The sequence below is a fragment of the Nonomuraea sp. NPDC003709 genome (assembly GCF_040610775.1).
GTDB classification, from domain to species: domain Bacteria; phylum Actinomycetota; class Actinomycetes; order Streptosporangiales; family Streptosporangiaceae; genus Nonomuraea; species Nonomuraea angiospora_A.
The window spans coordinates 1-15,423 of the sequence record NZ_JBEXMW010000001.1 but is presented as its reverse complement, the minus strand read 5'-3'; the positions used below and the strand labels follow the sequence as shown (position 1 = coordinate 15,423).

The following is a 15,423-nucleotide window of genomic DNA, read 5'->3' as shown; positions in this document are numbered from 1 at the left end:
ACACTCGGGCCCGGGAACTCCCGAACCCCTTGGCGGCGGGGTGGCTCTCACCACCCCACCAGGGACCAGGACTTTATTCGCCCCGGGCCTTCGCGACGATCTCCTTGGCGATGCCCGGGGGCACCTCCGAGTAGGAGTCGAACTGCATGCTGTAGCTCGCGCGCCCCTGCGTCTTGCTACGCAGGTCACCCACGTAGCCGAACATCTCAGACAGCGGCACGAGCGCCGTGACGACACGGGCGCCGGCCCGCTCGTCCATAGACTGGATCTGTCCGCGGCGACCGTTGAGGTCACCGATGACATCACCCATGTAGTCCTCGGGCGTGGTGACCTCGACGGCCATCATCGGCTCGAGAAGCACTGCGTCCGCCTTGCGCGCGGCCTCCTTGAAGGCCATCGAGCCGGCGATCTTGAACGCCATTTCCGAGGAGTCGACGTCGTGCGCGGCACCGTCGACGAGCGTCACCTTCACGCCCACCATCGGGTAGCCGGCCAGCACGCCGAACTCGGCGGCCTCCTGGGCGCCCGCGTCGACCGACGGGATGTACTCCCTCGGGACACGACCACCCGTGACCTTGTTCTCGAACTCGTAGCCGTCGTTGCCTTCACCCAGCGGCTCGAGGTTGATGATCACCCGAGCGAACTGACCGGAACCACCGGTCTGCTTCTTGTGGGTGTAGTCGAGCTTCTCCACCTTGCGGCGGATGGTCTCGCGGTAGGCCACCTGCGGGCGGCCGACGTTGGCCTCGACCTTGAACTCGCGACGCATGCGGTCGACGAGGATCTCCAGGTGAAGCTCGCCCATGCCCCAGATGACCGTCTGACCGGTCTCCTCGTCGCGGCGAACCTGGAAGGACGGGTCCTCCTCGGCCAGCCGCTGGATGGCGGTCGACAGCTTCTCCTGGTCGCCCTTGGTCTTGGGCTCGATGGCGACGTTGATGACCGGAGCCGGGAACGTCATCGACTCGAGCACGACCTGGTTGGTCGGGTCGGACAGGGTGTCGCCGGTCGTGGTGTCCTTCAGACCCATGACCGCGACGATCTGGCCGGCAATCGCCGTCGGGCGCTCTTCGCGCTTGTTGGCGTGCATCTGGTAGATCTTGCCGATCCGCTCCTTCTTACCCTTCACAGAGTTGACGACCTGTGAACCGGTCTCGAGCGTGCCCGAGTAGATGCGGATGTAGGTGAGCTTGCCCAGGTGCGGGTCGCTCGCGATCTTGAAGGCCAGAGCGGAGAACGGCTCGGTCGGGTCGGCGTGACGCTCGATGACCTTGTCCTCGTGGCCGACCGCGTGGCCCTTGAAGGCCGGGATGTCGGTCGGGGCCGGGAGGAAGGCGACGATCGCGTCGAGCAGGGGCTGCACGCCCTTGTTCTTGAACGCGGTGCCGCAGAGCACCGGGTTGATGGCGCTGGCCAGCGTCGCGCGGCGGATGGCCGCGACCAGCTGCTCCTCGGTGGGCTCGACGCCCTCGAGGAAGAGCTCCATCAGCTCGTCGTCGTTCTCGGCGACCGTCTCGATGAGCCGGTCACGCCACTCGCGAGCGGCCTCGGCGTGGTCGGCCGGGATGTCGACGGTGTCGTACATCTCGCCCTTGGCCGCCTCGGCGCTCCAGATGTAACCCTTCATCTTGACGAGGTCGATGACGCCCTTGAAGTCGGCCTCAACGCCCCAGGGAAGCTGGATGACAGCCGGGGTCGCGCCCAGACGGCTGATCATCATGTCGACGCAGCGGTGGAACTCCGCGCCGACACGGTCCATCTTGTTGACGAAGCAGATCCGGGGGACGTCGTAGCGGTCAGCCTGGCGCCACACCGTCTCCGACTGCGGCTCGACACCCGCGACGCCGTCGAACACGGCGACGGCACCGTCGAGGACGCGGAGCGAACGCTCCACCTCGATGGTGAAGTCGACGTGACCCGGGGTGTCGATGATGTTGATGGTGTGACCGATCCACTCACAGGTGGTCGCGGCAGACGTGATCGTGATGCCGCGCTCCTGCTCCTGCTCCATCCAGTCCATCGTGGCAGCGCCCTCGTGGACCTCACCGATCTTGTAGTTGATACCGGTGTAGAACAGGATGCGCTCGGTCGTGGTGGTCTTGCCCGCGTCGATATGGGCCATGATCCCGATGTTTCGGACCTTGGCCAGGTCAAGAGCGGTCGTGGTGGCCACTTCTCTCGCGTCCTCGTCGTCTCGTCGAACCCGCCGGGGTTACCAGCGGTAGTGGGCGAAGGCCTTGTTGGACTCGGCCATCTTGTGGGTGTCCTCGCGCTTCTTGACACTCGCCCCAAGGCCGTTGCTGGCGTCGAGGAGCTCGTTCATGAGGCGCTCGGTCATGGTCTTCTCGCGGCGGGCGCGGGAGTACTGCACAAGCCAGCGCAGGGCCAGGGTGGTGCTGCGCGCGGCGCGCACCTCGACCGGCACCTGGTACGTGGCACCACCGACGCGGCGGCTGCGGACCTCGAGGGTCGGCTTGACGTTGTCGAGCGCGCGCTTCAGGGTGACGACCGGGTCGTTGCCGGTCTTCTCCCTGCAGCCCTCGAGGGCGCCGTACACGATGGACTGCGCGATGGAGCGCTTGCCGTCGAGAAGCACCTTGTTGATCAGGGCGGTCACCAGGGGCGAGCTGTAAACCGGGTCAGACATGAGCTGACGACGGCCAGGAGAACCCTTGCGAGGCATAGTTAGCTCTTCTCCTTCTTGGCGCCGTAGCGGCTGCGGGCCTGCTTGCGGTTGCGGACACCCTGGGTGTCCAGCGAGCCACGGATGATCTTGTAGCGAACACCGGGCAGGTCCTTCACACGACCGCCACGCACGAGCACGATGGAGTGCTCCTGCAGGTTGTGGCCCACACCCGGGATGTAGGCCGTGACCTCGATGCCGTTCGTGAGTCGAACGCGGGCCACCTTGCGCAGTGCCGAGTTGGGCTTCTTCGGGGTCGTGGTGTACACGCGCTGGCACACGCCGCGCCGCTGCGGACTCCCCTTGAGGGCAGGAGTCTTGGTCTTCGAGACCTTGTCCTGCCGGCCCTTGCGGACCAACTGCTGAATAGTGGGCACTGCCACTCCGTTTCGTGCCTTGGCCGGTGTTTCGTCAGTTGTGATGCATTTCGCAGGTACTGCCGGTGTCATGACCTGCTGATTTTTCTTGTCTCGGTGCCCCCGCGCTCGGGCGTGTCGCGCTATTCACGCAGACGTCCCGCGAGGTTTACGAGCCAGGAAGCCGTCCCGCGCTCGTAATGAGCGCACGGTCGAGGGCCCGCTAGAGACGGGCACGAAGCTCAAGAGTACCCAGGCCTCTGCGACACGTCAAAGCGGCGCGGCAAAGCGGACAAGCCTTGCCACTCCAGGACGCCGAGACCGTTTTCATCAGTGCTCGGCTACTGCTCCGGGTCCATGATATCGGGATGGAGGGGCGAACTGTGACGGGTTCGCAAGGACTGCCAGGGCAGCCGTTTGCATGGCGGTGACCCCTGCCCTCAACGTAGGCGCGGGATCGGGGCGGAAAGTCCCGGTATGCGGGCGTCCGACCAGGCCAGCGCTTACGTACCAGTAGACGGAAGGGGCGCCGTAGAGGGGGAAGTCCTCGCAGGCCGTGCCGCCTGGGGCGGTGACGACCGTGCCGAGCGCGGCCTCGTGGGCCCGGCGTACCAGGGCGGTGGCGGCGGGGTCGTTCACGCCGGGCGGCACCCTGGAGACCACGATGACGCCGGCTCCCGCCGTCTCCTCCGCCGGCCGCGCGACGCGGGCGACGGCCCGGGTCACCGCGTCCTCCGTCGCGGCCCTGACCGTGATCCCCGCCTCGGCGAGGGTGGGGACGACGTTCGCGCGCCCGCCCGCGTGCAGCGTCCCTCACGGTGACGACCGCCTGGTCGAATGCCGTCTGATCGAGCCGGTGGACGAGCGCGGCAACGGCCGCGACCGGATTGCACCCGACGGCTTGGCCCACGTCTCCAACGTGCCCACCGTCTCCCGTGACGACGACGCGGAGTTCGGCGCCGACCGCGGTGGGCGGCTCCGGGCAGGCGATCAGACCCGCGGTGGGCGGCTCCAGGTAGGCGATCAGGCCCGCGGGGAACGGCGAGACGTGCTGGGCCGGCGCCACGTCCGGGACGCCGAACCGCTCGTACAGGCCATCGGCCGGCATCGCCGCGGCGCCCTCCAGCGTCTCCTCCGCGGGCTGGCCGATCACGAGCACCGTACCCCGCCAGTCGTCGGAGGCGGCCAGCCGCCGGGCGGCGCCGGCCAGGCAGGCGAGGTGGAGGTCGTGACCGCAGGCGTGGGAGACCGGGACCGTCCTGCCGTCGGGGGTCGTCGCGGTGGCGGTGCTCGCGTACGACAGACCGGTCTCCTCCTTGACGGGGAGCGCGTCCAGCTCGGCCCTGAGCATGACCGTGATCCCGTCGCCGCAGCACAGCCTCCCGACCACCCCATGACCGCCCACCCCGGTCGTCACCTCGTACCCGGCCGCGACCAGCCGCCCCGCCAGGCGATCGGCCGTCCTGTCCTCCTGCCAGGACAGCTCGGGGTGGGCGTGCAGGTCGGCCCGGAAGATCGCCAGGTCACGCAGCACGGCGGTCACAGGAGACGACCCGGGCCGAGCGGGGGGTGGTAGTGGCGGCGCGGGAGCAAGCTCGGGTGGCGCGGGAGGCGGTCCCGGCGACGTGGGGGACGGTTCGGGCGACGTGGGGGACGGTTCGGGCGGCGCGGGGGACGGTTCGGGCGGCGCGGGGGACGGTTCGGGCGGCGCGGGCGACGGTTCGGAGGTCATGGGAAGGGGTGCGGGTCGGGGTTCAGGTCGGCCGGGGTCAGGGGCGCGGTGCGGTGGCCGAGCCGGTACGGCAGCTCCAGCGGACGCGTCAGACCGCGCACCCTGCGGTTGCGGTGGCCGAAGGTCATCGGGAGCGTGCCGGGGACCAGCACCTTGACGCAGGAGAAGCCGCAGGCCCGGCCCGGTGCTCCGGCGTGGTCTGGTCGATGACGACGACGTCCATGCCCTCGGCGAGGAAGCGGTCCACCACCCGCGTGACGGCGAGATCGCCGGGCACGGTGAACGCCTCCATGTCGGGCAGGCGTCGCATGGCCGTGCCCTCGGTCAGGAACGAGAGCCGGTCGAAGGCGGCGTCGGCGCCGTACAGGGTGGAGTGGTCGTGCATCGTGGCCACCAGATCAGGATTTGTCACCATCCCCTGGGCTCGGTGAACCTCGTCCGGATATCGCCGGATCAGGTCGGCCAACAGCGACCCGAGCTCGCTCAACGCGCCGAGCACGGCCTTCTCCGGCACCAGATAGGCCCCGGCGGCGCAGACCATGCGCGGCCTGCCCGGGTCGCCGTCCTGCCGCACGCCCATCGCCCACACGCTGGGGACGCCGTGCTCCATCGTCGTGTCATACAGCTCGACCCGGTAGCCGCTCTCCGCGGTGATCGCGGCGGCCTGGAGCGGGATGGTGCGGTCCCGTGCCGTGCTCGATCCGCGGCACCGGGAGCCGCCCGTACCAGGTCATGAGGAAGGCGTCCCGCTCGACCGTCTCCAACAGCCCGTAGAGCAGGGCCTCGGCCATGCTGCCGCCGAGCGCGCACCGTTCGAGATCTCGAACAGGAACGGCCGCTCCCGCCCCGTACGTAGTAATAGGCCAGGCTCTCCGGCACGAGGATCGGCGCCCGCCGGCCGACGGCGGTGACCTCGCTGGCCCGGTAGCCGCGGGTACGGCCCACGCCGGGCTCCGAACCGCCCTCGAACCGCAGCGGCAGCATCGCCCCGGCGATCACCAAGCCGCCGAGCGTGTCCCGAACGAGGGGTCTGATCAGCCCGCATTCGCCGTCCACGTACGTGTCGAGCAGCGCGCCGTGCTCAGCCGGCACGTCCCTGACCCGGTAGCCGGGAGGTCGCGGGGCGGCGCCGGGATCGAACACGGCGGACGCGCGGTCGTCGTCCGGCAGGCCGCCGCAGTCGGGGTAGTGGGGTTCCGGCAGGAACGTGTGGCGTTCGGCGGTGAGCGTGCGCAGGTCGACGTACCAGACGGCGCACCCGGGACCCTCAGCGGCGTGCGCGGCCAGGGCCGCGATCGTGCGGGCGGCCAAGGTACGGGGAGGCCCGCTCGGCGAGTTCGGGGCCGTGGACGGCCAGGACGGCGGCCCGATCGGCGCTGACGGTCCTGACCCGGTCCCGACGGGTCTCGAAGCAGGTCAGGCAGCCGGGTTCGCCGGTCCGTTGCGGCAGCACCTGGTACGGCAGCCCGGTCGCGTCCAGCAGCGCCGCCGAACGCGCGGTCTCGTCGTCGGCCGCCCGCGCGCCGCCCACGTCCACGGGCGGCAGCGGCCCGCCGAACCCGGCCAGCGCCGCGCAGTGGCCCAGCAATCCCACAACCAGTGCCTCCTCGGCCGAGTAACCCGCGGCGGCCCCGGTGGCGTGCGGATCCAGGAACACCGCGTGGGCGGGCAACAACACCTCACCGCCCTCGACGAGGTCACGGCCGCGCACGAATGCCTCGACCCGTCCCGCGGCGACGTCGTCCACCAGCGGGTCGGCCAGGAGGTCACCAACCTGGCGTTCCCTGGGCCGATCAGTGACGTCCCCCCGGCCGTGACCAGGCGGCGGGGGTCGAGGGCCAGCAGCCCGTGCACGGTGATCGCCTTCAGCGCCGCCCGGTATCGCGCGGCGGCGAAGTCCGCCCCCACGCCGATCATCCGCGGTCGCGACCCTCCGAGGATCCCCATCGGATCGGCCACTGTGGTCACCGAAACGTGCAGCGGGAGCTGCCCGTACTTCCCCTCCTCGATCTCGGCGAACACCCCCGTCTGCGAGTCCATCAACCTGGCCGCCCGCCGCGAGAACTCCTCCTCGCCGAGCGGCCCCGCGCTCACCCCCGTCCCGGGCGGCAGCGCCGCCAGGTGCGGCAGGAAGGAGTGCGTACGCGTGCCGAACCCGGTCCAGGTCCACCACGCGCAGACGCGAACCGCCAGACACGCGGGGCGTTCCGGACAGGCAGCGCCCCAGGTCCGCCACCACCTGTCCGGCGACCACGGCAGCGGCGACGGGCGACACGGAGACGTGCCCGGCGGTACGCGGGAAGGCCTCCATGGCCGCCAGCCGCCGCCCGTCCGCCCCCACTCGGGCGGTCTGGGCGAGCAGCCGGGTCACCCAGCGCATAGGACTCGTCCCAACGCAGGGATTCCAGCTCCGTGGCCGCGACCCCGCATGTGCGGACAGCGACCGGCGGGCCGTCGTTTTCCCGCTCAATAACCGTCATTACATGAGCCCCATTCGCTTTATTGGCGCCAAAAGGCAACAGGCGCGGGCGCCGCAACAGCGGCGCCCGCGTAACGCGTCAGGCGCTCGAGCAGGAGCAGCAGAAGCAGTTACACGAAGCTCCTGCTTCGGTCATGCCGTGACCAGCAGTAAGCGACTCGACCGCAACACCGTCATCGGCGAGTTCGAAGACGTCCATGGGCAGATCGCCGAGGCCCATGCGGACTATCCTTCCGGGGGTAAACGCCCCATCGACATTTATCTTCGAAACCTCCAGCTCTGACGGACCCAGAGCACATCCCAAACGAAAATCCCCCCTAGCCAGTAGGGGAATACCGGCTTAATGCGCACCAACTCTTACGGGGAAGGGTCATCGAGTCATGAGCGTTGTCTCAACGCGCAGCACGGGTGCCAGGACCAGCGACGATCGCGTACGCCGGACGATGGACGTCACCAGGAGCCTGCTCCTGCGATCCGGCTACAAGCGGACCACGATGGACGAGATCGCCCGCCGGGCGGACATCGGCAAGGGCACCATCTATCTCAACTGGGACACGAAAGACGATCTCATAAGAACGCTCGTCATTCAGGAAATTGTCGGAGCCTGCCAGGACATTTCGCGAATAGCGATGCTTCGTCCTGCCGTCGCGCGGCTCTCGGATTTCTCTCGCGAGCTGTTCACGCTCGTGTTCAAGTATCCACTCTTCCGAGCACTCTACACCTATGACAAAGAAACGATCGGATGAGCCTGCGACGATCCGCAGCTCGGCTTTCAGCGTTATCGCTTCACCACGTTAACGCCATTTCACGATTATCTCCGGATGCTGCACGAGAGCGGAATGTGGGATCCGTCCCACAGTTTCGCGCTCGACGCCCTGCTTTCCGGCTTCATCAAACTTCATCTGCACGCCGAGATCGCCGGCGCGCGACCCGATCTTGCGGCCCACGCCGACAGTCTGGCCGGTCTCATCAAGAGCTCTTTCGAACCTGCTGACCAGGTCCCGGCCGCAGAGCTGACCAATCCCGCCCGCCGTACCGTCGAGATCTTCGACGGCGCCGCGGCGAAATACCGGGCGAAACTCATCCCCCAGCCCCTGGCCGCCTCCGTCTGAGGAGTCAATTGTGTGGAGGGGAAGGTGGCGCTGGAGCTGATGTTCGACCGGTTCGAGCAGGTCGAGATCGACCCGGACGTGGAGCTGTCGTACTACGAGGACCCCATGTTCGGCGTCAAGAGCCTGCCGGTACGCGTCAAGCGGGCACCCCGATGACCGCCCCCGAGGGACCGCCTTTGGTCACCGACGGCGGCGCGTCCCTGTTCGCCTGGCTGCGCCAGATGCGCGACAGGCATCCGGTCTGGCGGCGTTCCTATGGATGTACCACGTCTTCCGCTACGACGACGTACGCGCCGTTCTGGCGGACCACGAGCGGTTCTCCTCCGACCGGACCAGGCTGATGGGACGGCAGCCGTTCGGCCAGGGCGGCATCACGATGATCGACCCGCCCGAACACCGCCAACAGCGCCAGCCGAACACCGCGGCCTTCACCCCGGGCTCCATCGCAGCCATCGAACCACGCATCGCCGCGATCACTGACGAACTCCTCGACTCGCTGCCCGGCCCCGACTTCGACCTGGTCGAGAGCCTGGCCTATCCCCTGCCCGTCACCGTGGTCGCCGAGCTGCTCGGCGTCCCGCCGTCCGATCGCGACCTGTTCCGCACCTGGTCGGACCGGCTCATGTCGCTCCAGGTGTCCGACTTCGCCAACCCGTTGCCGGCCCAGCGGGTGGCGGCGGCCATGGCCGAGATGAACGACTACCTGCGCGAGCACTGCGCGGACCGCCATACCCGCCCCAGGGACGACCTGCTCACCCACCTCGTCCACGCCGAGATCGACGGCGAGCGGCTCGACGCGGAGCAGGTCGTCATCACCGCGAGCCTGCTCCTCCTGGCCGGACACGTCACCACCACCGTGCTGATCGGCAACACCGTGCTCTGCCTCGCGGACACCCCCGAGGCCGCCCACCGGACAAGAGCCGACATGTCGCTCATCCCCCAGGCGCTGGAGGAGAGCATGCGCCTGCGCTCGCCGTTCATGCAGGCGGGCAGGGTGACCACGCAGGACGTACGGGTGGCCGGCGAGACCATCCCGGCCGACAGGTTCGTCATGGCCTGGCTCCTGTCCGCCAACCACGACGAACGCCATTTCGCCGACCCCGAACACTTCGACCTGGACCGGCAGCTCACCGGCCAGCTCGCGTTCGGCCACGGCGTGCACTTCTGCCTGGGCGCCCAGCTCGGGCGCCTGGAGGGCCGCATCGCGCTGGAGCGCCTGCTGAGCCGCTTCACCGAGCTCCGCCCCGAAAAGCGTTCCTTCTACGAGAGCCAGATCTTCGGCGTCAGGGAGATGCACGTGAGAGGTTCCTCATGACCAAGCCCCTGCTGATCTACGCGAACGTCCCCTTCTGCAACTCCAAGTGCCACTTCTGCGACTGGGCGGTCCAGGTCCCCGTACGCGACCTGCGGCTGGGCGAGCAGAGCTCCTTCAACCGGATCAGCATCGGCGCCCAGTCCTTCGACGATGCGCGCCTGCGCCGCCTCGGCCGCGCCCACGCCGCCGACCAGGCCCTCACCGCCGTCCAGGACGCCCACTAGGCCGGCTTCACCAACATCAACATCGACCTGATCGTCGGTTTCCCCGGGCAGACCGGCCAGGGGGTCGCCGACTCGGCCCGTACGGCCCTGACCCTGCCCATCAACCACTTCTCGATCTACCCCTACTGGGCCAGCCCCGGCACGGTGCTGCGCAAGCAGGTCCACCGGGGCGCCCGGCTGGACCTGAACCTCCGGCTCCAGGCGTACGGCATCGCCAGGGAGCTGCTGGAAGGGGCAGGCTTCCCCGAATACGCCATGTCCTACTTCGGCCACCCACGCTGCCAGTCGGACGAGGCGTACTACCAGCTCCGGACGGACTGGATCGGCTTCGGCTCGGGCGCCAACTCCCTGATCGGCCGCCGCTACCTGAGCCACGAGAAGGGCAAGCTGGCCCACTACAACGCCAACCCGCTGGCCTTCGACGTCAACGCCCCCGCCCACTCCCCACAGCTCACCCTCCACTTCCTGTCCCAGGCGCTGACGACCGCCAAGGGCCTGGACGCCCGCCTCTACCGGGAACGCACCGGCGTCCCCCACCGCACCGCCTGCTCCGCGACCCCGAGGTGATGGCGTACCTGGAACGCATGAACGAGCACGGCCGGGTCATCGTCGACCGCGACGACATCGCCCAGATCTTCATCGCCCTCAACTGGATCATCACCACCAACGAGGTGATCCCCCTGACCCACATACCCCCCCACGAGCGCAGCCGGTGCGGGACGTGCGGTGAGGCGGGGTGGGAGCCACGGAGCCGGTCAAGCGGGCGCCGTTGCGGCGGTCAGCCGGTGAAGGGTCAGAGGCCGTCTCCTGGAGGGCCATCAGCCCCGTACGGCGAGTGGCGCCCACCGTGCACCGCCGTACCAGATGATCTTGAGCCCGCCACACCAAACGGGCACGGAAAGCAGCGCGCCCGGGCCCCCGTAATCGGGAGCCCGGGCGCGTCACCCGGCGACTAGAAGAACATCACCGGTTGTACTGACCGAAGTCGTACTCCTCCAGCGGAACCGCCTCGCCACTGCCAGTCCCGAAGGTGTAGTCGGCGGCGGAGCCGTCGTAGCCACCCACGGTGTACATGGCCGCCTTGGCCTCCTCGGTCGGCTCCACCCGGATGTTCCGGTACTGGGGCATGCCCGTGCCGGCCGGGATGAGCTTACCGATGATGACGTTCTCCTTCAGGCCCAGCAGCGAGTCGGACTTGGCGTGGATCGCCGCGTCCGTCAGCACCCTGGTCGTCTCCTGGAAGGAGGCCGCCGACAGCCACGACTCGGTGGCCAGCGACGCCTTGGTGATGCCCATGAGGACCGGACGGCCGGCGGCCGGCGAGCCGCCCTCCGCCACCGTCTCGCGGTTCATCAGCTCGAAGCGCGGCCGCTCCACGAGCTCGCCGGGCAGCAGGTCGGTGTCACCGGACTCGAGCACGTTCACGCGCTTGAGCATCTGCCGCACGATGATCTCGATGTGCTTGTCGTGGATGGACACACCCTGCGACCGGTAGACCTGCTGGACCTCCGCCACCAGGTGCAGCTGTACGGCCCGCGGGCCGAGGATGCGCAGCACCTCGTTGGGGTTGACCGCACCGGCGACAAGCTGCTGCCCGACCGTGATCCGCTGACCGTCCTGCACGAGCAGGCGCGAACGCATCGACACCGGGTAGGCGATCTCTTCCGAGCCGTCGTCCGGAGTGATGACGATCTTCCTGGTCTTGTCGGTCTCGTCGATGCGAGCCCGGCCCTCGGCCTCGGAGATCGGGGCGACACCCTTGGGGATGCGCGCCTCGAACAGCTCCGTGACACGGGGCAGACCGTGGGTGATGTCGGCGCCGGCCACACCACCGGTGTGGAACGTACGCATGGTCAGCTGCGTGCCAGGCTCACCGATCGACTGGGCGGCGATGATGCCGACCGCCTCGCCGACGTCCACGAGCTTGCCGGTGGCCAGCGAGCGGCCGTAGCAGGTCGCGCAGACACCGATCTTGGCCTCGCAGACGAGCGCGCTCCGGGTGCGGACGGTCTCGATGCCGGCCTGGACCAGCGCGGTGACGTGGTTGTCGTTGATGTCGACACCAGCCGCCGCGATGACCTTGCCGTCGACCTCGACGTCCTCGGCCAGGATGCGGCCGTGCACGTTGGACTCGGCGTTCTCGGCCTTGACCAGGTTGCCCGACGCGTCGCGCTCGCCGACGTGCAGCGGGACGGCGCGGTCGGTGCCGCAGTCGATCTCGCGCACGATGACGTCCTGCGCCACGTCCACCAGACGACGGGTCAGGTAGCCCGAGTCGGCGGTACGCAGGGCGGTGTCGGCCAGACCCTTCCGCTGACCGTGGGTGGAGATGAAGTACTCCAGCACCGACAGGCCCTCGCGGAACGAGGCCTTGATCGGCCGCGGGATCGTCTCACCCTTGGTGTTGGACACCAGGCCGCGGATGCCGGCGATCTGCCGGACCTGCATCTTGTTACCACGGGCGCCGGAGTTGACCATCATCCAGACCGGGTTGGTCGCCGGGAAGGCGTTGACCATGTCGGTCTCGACGTCGGCCGTCGCGTGCGTCCAGATCTCGATGAGCTCCTGACGGCGCTCCTCGTCGGTGATCAGACCGCGCTCGTACTCCCGCTGGACCTTGTCGGCCCGGCGCTCGTAGTTTTCCATGATGTCGGTCTTGTTCGGCGGCGCGACGACGTCCTCGATCGAGATCGTGACACCGGAACGCGTCGCCCAGCGGAAGCCGGCGTCCTTGAGCGCGTCGAGCGAAGCGGCGACCTCGATCTTGGGGTAGGTCTCCGCCAGCTCGTTCACGATCGTGGACAGCTGCTTCTTGCCGACCTGGAAGTCGACGAACGGGTAGCTGTCGGGCAGCGTCAGGTTGAACAGGCACCGGCCGAACGTGGTCTCCAGCCGGATCGGGTCACCCTGCTCCCAGCCCTCGGGCGCAACCCAGTCGCGCGGCGGCAGGATGTCCTTCATCCGGAGCTGGATCTTCGCCTGAATCTCCAGCTCGCGGCGGTCGAAGGCCATCTGCGCCTCGGCGATCGAGCCGAACACGCGGCCCTCGCCGATCGCGCCTTCCTTCTGGGTGGTCAGCCAGTAGAGGCCGATGACCATGTCCTGGGTGGGCATCGTCACGGGCTTGCCGTCGGCCGGCTTGAGGATGTTGTTGGTCGAGAGCATCAGGATGCGTGCCTCGGCCTGGGCCTCAGCCGACAGCGGCAGGTGCACGGCCATCTGGTCACCGTCGAAGTCCGCGTTGAACGCGGTGCAGACGAGCGGGTGGATCTGGATGGCCTTGCCCTCGACCAGCTGCGGCTCGAACGCCTGGATGCCCAGACGGTGGAGCGTCGGAGCGCGGTTGAGCAGCACCGGGTGCTCGGTGATGACCTCTTCGAGCACGTCCCACACCACGGGGCGGGCGCGCTCGACCATCCGCTTGGCCGACTTGATGTTCTGCGCGTGGTTGAGGTCCACGAGCCGCTTCATCACGAACGGCTTGAACAGCTCCAGCGCCATCTGCTTGGGCAGACCGCACTGGTGCAGCTTGAGCTGCGGGCCGACGACGATGACCGAACGGCCGGAGTAGTCGACTCGCTTGCCCAGCAGGTTCTGACGGAAACGACCCTGCTTACCCTTGAGCATGTCGCTCAGGGACTTCAGCGGCCTGTTGCCGGGACCGGTGACCGGGCGACCGCGACGGCCGTTGTCGAACAGCGCGTCGACGGCCTCCTGCAGCATCCGCTTCTCGTTGTTCACGATGATCTCGGGCGCGCCGAGGTCGAGCAGACGCTTGAGGCGGTTGTTCCGGTTGATGACCCGGCGGTAGAGGTCGTTGAGGTCGGAGGTCGCGAACCGGCCACCGTCGAGCTGCACCATCGGGCGCAGGTCCGGCGGGATGACCGGGATGCAGTCGAGCACCATGCCGCGCGGCGAGTTGGTGGTGTTGAGGAACGCCGACACCACCTTGAGCCGCTTGAGCGCGCGGGCCTTCTTCTGGCCCTTGCCGCTGCGGATCGTCTCGCGCAGGTTCTCAGACTCGACGTCGAGGTCGAAGCTGATCAGGCGGTCCTGGATCGCCTGCGCGCCCATGCCGCCCTTGAAGTAGCGGCCGAAGCGGTCGCGCATCTCGCGGTAGAGCAGCTCGTCGCCCTCGAGGTCCTGGACCTTGAGGTTCTTGAAGCGGCTCCAGACCTCGTCGAGCCGGTCCAGCTCGCGCTGGGCCCGGTCGCGGAGCTGACGCATCTCGCGCTCGGCGCCCTCGCGGACCTTGCGGCGCTGGTCGCCCTTGGCCCCGGCGGCCTCGAGCTCGGCCAGGTCGGCCTCGAGCTTCTTCTGCCGGGTCTCGACGTCGGCGTCACGGCGCTGCTCGATGTGCTGCCGCTCGACGGAGATCTTCGCCTCCAGCGAGGGCAGGTCACGCTCACGCATCTCGGTGTCGACATGCGTGATCATGTAGGCCGCGAAGTAGATGACCTTCTCCAGGTCCTTCGGGGCCAGGTCGAGCAGGTAGCCGAGGCGCGACGGGACGCCCTTGAAGTACCAGATGTGCGTGACCGGCGCGGCCAGCTCGATGTGGCCCATCCGCTCACGACGCACCTTGGCGCGAGTCACCTCGACGCCACAGCGCTCACAGATGATGCCCTTGAAGCGGACGCGCTTGTACTTGCCGCAGTAGCACTCCCAGTCGCGGGTCGGACCGAAGATCTTCTCGCAGAAGAGCCCGTCCTTTTCCGGCTTGAGGGTGCGGTAGTTGATGGTCTCGGGCTTCTTGACCTCGCCGTGCGACCACTGACGGATGTCGTCGGCCGTCGCGAGGCCGATCCTGAGCTCGTCGAAGAAGTTGACGTCCAGCATTTTGTGCGATCTCCCCCTCAGACTTCTTCCACGCTGCTCGGCTCACGCCGGGACAGATCGATGCCGAGCTCTTCCGCCGCGCGGAAGACGTCCTCGTCCGTGTCGCGCATCTCGATGGACATGCCGTCGCTGGAGAGCACCTCGACGTTGAGGCACAGCGACTGCATTTCCTTGATGAGGACCTTGAAGGACTCCGGAATGCCCGGCTCGGGAATGTTCTCGCCCTTGACGATGGCCTCGTAGACCTTCACCCGGCCGAGAACGTCGTCGGACTTGATGGTCAGCAGCTCCTGCAGGGCGTAGGCGGCGCCGTACGCCTCCAGCGCCCACACCTCCATCTCACCGAATCGCTGACCACCGAACTGCGCCTTACCACCCAGCGGCTGCTGGGTGATCATCGAGTACGGACCCGTCGAACGCGCGTGGATCTTGTCGTCGACCAGGTGCAGCAGCTTGAGGATGTAGATGTAGCCGACCGAGATGGGATACGGGAACGGCTCACCGGAACGGCCGTCGAACAGCTGCGCCTTGCCGCTGCGCTGCACCATCCGGTCACCGTCGCGGTTGGCGATGGTGTTGTCGAGGAGACCGACGATCTCCTCCTCGTGGGCGCCGTCGAAGACCGGCGTGGCCATGTTGGTGCGCGGGGCCACCTTCTCGAAGCCCTTGTCACGCAGCCGCTC

Annotated in this window: 17 protein-coding genes and 2 pseudogenes; 7 read left to right on the top strand and 12 right to left on the bottom strand. The window is 68.2% G+C overall.

Going from position 1 to position 15,423, the window contains the following annotated elements; translation table 11 throughout:
• Positions 1–73 precede the first annotated feature (73 nt).
• The 10 genes and pseudogenes from fusA to ABZX61_RS00050 form a co-directional block, all read right to left on the bottom strand.
• Complete coding sequence (fusA, locus tag ABZX61_RS00095) at positions 74–2,173, bottom strand: elongation factor G (protein WP_355190230.1); 2,100 nt, start codon at positions 2,171–2,173, stop codon at positions 74–76.
• Positions 2,174–2,212: 39 nt separating this feature from the next.
• Positions 2,213–2,683: a 30S ribosomal protein S7 gene (gene rpsG, locus ABZX61_RS00090; protein WP_043623423.1), complete on the bottom strand. Its 471-nt coding sequence runs from the start codon at positions 2,681–2,683 to the stop codon at positions 2,213–2,215.
• A 2-nt stretch (positions 2,684–2,685) separates the two neighbouring features.
• Complete coding sequence (gene rpsL / locus ABZX61_RS00085) at positions 2,686–3,060, bottom strand: 30S ribosomal protein S12 (RefSeq protein WP_020542315.1); 375 nt, start codon at positions 3,058–3,060, stop codon at positions 2,686–2,688.
• Between the two features lie 202 nt (positions 3,061–3,262).
• Positions 3,263–4,390 (bottom strand): M20/M25/M40 family metallo-hydrolase, encoded by a 1,128-nt coding sequence (locus tag ABZX61_RS00080; RefSeq protein ID WP_355191434.1) that lies wholly within the window; start codon positions 4,388–4,390, stop codon positions 3,263–3,265.
• Positions 4,391–4,767: 377 nt separating this feature from the next.
• Positions 4,768–4,899 carry a hypothetical protein gene (locus tag ABZX61_RS00075; RefSeq protein WP_355190228.1) on the bottom strand — a complete coding sequence of 44 codons (132 nt, stop codon included), beginning with the start codon at positions 4,897–4,899 and terminating at the stop codon, positions 4,768–4,770.
• The gene (locus ABZX61_RS00070; protein ID WP_355191432.1) at positions 4,896–5,396 is read right to left on the bottom strand and encodes a YcaO-like family protein; all 501 of its coding nucleotides are present in this window, start codon (positions 5,394–5,396) and stop codon (positions 4,896–4,898) included. The genes ABZX61_RS00075 and ABZX61_RS00070 overlap by 4 nt, the downstream gene beginning before the upstream one ends.
• A complete protein-coding gene (locus ABZX61_RS00065) occupies positions 5,389–5,631 on the bottom strand; it encodes a YcaO-like family protein (protein WP_355191430.1) in 243 nt (80 codons plus the stop codon). The genes ABZX61_RS00070 and ABZX61_RS00065 overlap by 8 nt, the downstream gene beginning before the upstream one ends.
• Before the next feature lie 232 nt (positions 5,632–5,863).
• Positions 5,864–6,082 (bottom strand): annotated as a pseudogene (locus ABZX61_RS00060) (TOMM precursor leader peptide-binding protein); the annotation flags it as partial.
• The gene (locus ABZX61_RS00055) at positions 6,039–6,518 is read right to left on the bottom strand and encodes a hypothetical protein (protein ID WP_355190226.1); all 480 of its coding nucleotides are present in this window, start codon (positions 6,516–6,518) and stop codon (positions 6,039–6,041) included. The pseudogene ABZX61_RS00060 and the gene ABZX61_RS00055, both read right to left, overlap by 44 nt.
• A gap of 811 nt (positions 6,519–7,329) precedes the next feature.
• Positions 7,330–7,449, bottom strand: coding sequence for a thiomuracin/GE37468 family thiazolyl RiPP peptide (locus ABZX61_RS00050; RefSeq protein ID WP_355191428.1), 120 nt, complete (start codon positions 7,447–7,449; stop codon positions 7,330–7,332).
• Here ABZX61_RS00050 and ABZX61_RS00045 point away from each other — a divergent pair.
• The 7 genes from ABZX61_RS00045 to ABZX61_RS00015 all read left to right on the top strand — a co-directional run bounded on the left by ABZX61_RS00045 (position 7,390) and on the right by ABZX61_RS00015 (position 10,468).
• Positions 7,390–7,533: a hypothetical protein gene (locus tag ABZX61_RS00045; protein ID WP_355191469.1), complete on the top strand. Its 144-nt coding sequence runs from the start codon at positions 7,390–7,392 to the stop codon at positions 7,531–7,533. The two genes, ABZX61_RS00050 and ABZX61_RS00045, sit on opposite strands and share 60 nt — an antisense overlap.
• 97 nt (positions 7,534–7,630) lie before the next feature.
• On the top strand, positions 7,631–7,996 hold the full coding sequence (locus ABZX61_RS00040; RefSeq protein WP_355190224.1) for a helix-turn-helix domain-containing protein: 366 nt from the start codon (positions 7,631–7,633) through the stop codon (positions 7,994–7,996).
• 75 nt (positions 7,997–8,071) lie between these two features.
• Entirely contained in the window at positions 8,072–8,362 is a 291-nt protein-coding gene (locus ABZX61_RS00035) for a hypothetical protein (RefSeq protein ID WP_355190222.1), read from the top strand.
• 12 nt (positions 8,363–8,374) lie between these two features.
• Positions 8,375–8,518: a hypothetical protein gene (locus tag ABZX61_RS00030; protein WP_355190220.1), complete on the top strand. Its 144-nt coding sequence runs from the start codon at positions 8,375–8,377 to the stop codon at positions 8,516–8,518.
• A gap of 103 nt (positions 8,519–8,621) precedes the next feature.
• On the top strand, positions 8,622–9,677 hold the full coding sequence (locus ABZX61_RS00025; protein WP_355190218.1) for a cytochrome P450: 1,056 nt from the start codon (positions 8,622–8,624) through the stop codon (positions 9,675–9,677).
• A complete protein-coding gene (locus ABZX61_RS00020) occupies positions 9,674–9,901 on the top strand; it encodes a hypothetical protein (protein WP_355190216.1) in 228 nt (75 codons plus the stop codon). The genes ABZX61_RS00025 and ABZX61_RS00020 overlap by 4 nt, the downstream gene beginning before the upstream one ends.
• Positions 9,902–10,045: 144 nt before the next feature.
• Entirely contained in the window at positions 10,046–10,468 is a 423-nt protein-coding gene (locus tag ABZX61_RS00015; protein WP_355190214.1) for a hypothetical protein, read from the top strand.
• A gap of 396 nt (positions 10,469–10,864) precedes the next feature.
• On the opposite strand, the gene ABZX61_RS00010 is transcribed toward ABZX61_RS00015, so the two are convergent.
• Together ABZX61_RS00010 and ABZX61_RS00005 are read right to left on the bottom strand one after the other, a co-directional pair.
• A complete protein-coding gene (locus ABZX61_RS00010; RefSeq protein WP_350730968.1) occupies positions 10,865–14,740 on the bottom strand; it encodes a DNA-directed RNA polymerase subunit beta' in 3,876 nt (1,291 codons plus the stop codon).
• A 17-nt stretch (positions 14,741–14,757) separates the two neighbouring features.
• Positions 14,758–15,423 (bottom strand): annotated as a pseudogene (locus ABZX61_RS00005) (DNA-directed RNA polymerase subunit beta); the annotation flags it as partial.